The organism is Kitasatospora sp. NPDC056446 (assembly GCF_042796115.1).
Taxonomy (GTDB): Bacteria; Actinomycetota; Actinomycetes; order Streptomycetales; family Streptomycetaceae; genus Kitasatospora.
The window spans coordinates 1-1,304 of sequence record NZ_JBHTRF010000231.1 but is presented as its reverse complement, the minus strand read 5'-3'; the positions used below and the strand labels follow the sequence as shown (position 1 = coordinate 1,304).

At 64.0% G+C, this 1,304-nt stretch carries 1 protein-coding gene; it reads left to right on the top strand.

The window, feature by feature from the left end:
• Nucleotides 1-1,304 (top strand): T6SS effector BTH_I2691 family protein (locus ACFQ6N_RS40905; RefSeq protein ID WP_380659207.1); only part of this gene is annotated, 1,304 nt, incomplete at both ends.

Below are 1,304 nucleotides of genomic sequence, written 5' to 3'. Positions count from 1 at the left end.
CTCAGTGCGTTCGACATCCGCGACCAGACCCCGCCGCCGCAGAACGATACACGGCCGGCGAGGTGCTCGCGCCACGGCGAAACGCTGCTGTCCAAATGCATCATCGTGCCCGATGCCGCCCAGGCAACCCTGTTGTGGCTGGCCTACAGCAGCGCACCGTGGACGCGCAGGGTGTGGGGGATGCACCAGGACCCCGCCTATCGCCAGCGGCACATGCGATGCATTGACGTTGCCGCGTGGCGGGCCGGTGGGCAGCCGCAGCCACACCTTGCCGAACTCGGGCAAGCTCCCGCGCTGGTGGCTGAACTCCATCTCGCCAAACCATCCACGACATTGACAGTCTCCCGCAATGATCGGGGAGTGCAGGGCATACCGGCGATCAACGCAGTTCCCGGTGTGCATGCGTTCGTACACAGCCTGGATCATTGGGCAAACTACTCCACCGCGCAGGTCGACCAGTTGATCGCGCAGGCAGGCATTGCTGCTGGCCTCCCGCAGGTTTCGCCGCCTGCGCTGGTGGCGCTGGACGATCCGATCGGCATCATTTCCGATCTCAACCAGCTCGCCATCGAACGCATTCTTGAATGGGAGGCCGAGCCTGAGCGGCGGGAGAGGGTCCAGTCTGCCTCGTCCATCTCGCTGATGGAGGGCGCCGTGCGACAGGGGGCCTTCGAAGAAGTCGGGTACCGCCGCAGGGAAGCGGCCCTGTTCGGTCGTGGCGTGGTCAGCATACTGGGCGGAAAGACCAACGCGGAGCAGCTGGCCAGGCCACTGCAAGCGTGGAATCACGACATATTTGCTGTCGAGGATGAGGAGGCGGTGCTGGCCCAGGCAGAGAAGTCCTGGCGCAAGTACAGCCGTCACCTGCGCAAGGCCGATGCGCATACCCACTGGTTGAAGAAGATCTACGCGCCTGCGCAGGAGCGGTTCTATGAGCACACCGTGGCCGATCTTGATCGGGCAATGATCGCATGGTGGCAGGCGCCTGCCTTCAAGCAGCACATGCAGAGCAACTTCGACAGCAAGGACAGCACCAGCGGGGTGCTCTACCAGGAAGTCGTGACCAACCTGCTGCGTGACTCAGCCTCGCGCGGCCTCATCATGGGCTATCTGCTCGAGCAGCTGCAGCTGGAAGATCTGCAGGACCCCGGAGCCATCCTCCTGCGAGCACAGATGTGGAACCAGGATGCGTTGCTGAAGACCTGGAAGCAGACCATGGAGAAGGCCAGTGTCGCGCCGGGCACGCGGGACTGGCTGACAGCGGCCAACGGCCTGTCCAACGCGCTCAAGGCACTGCTGGATGC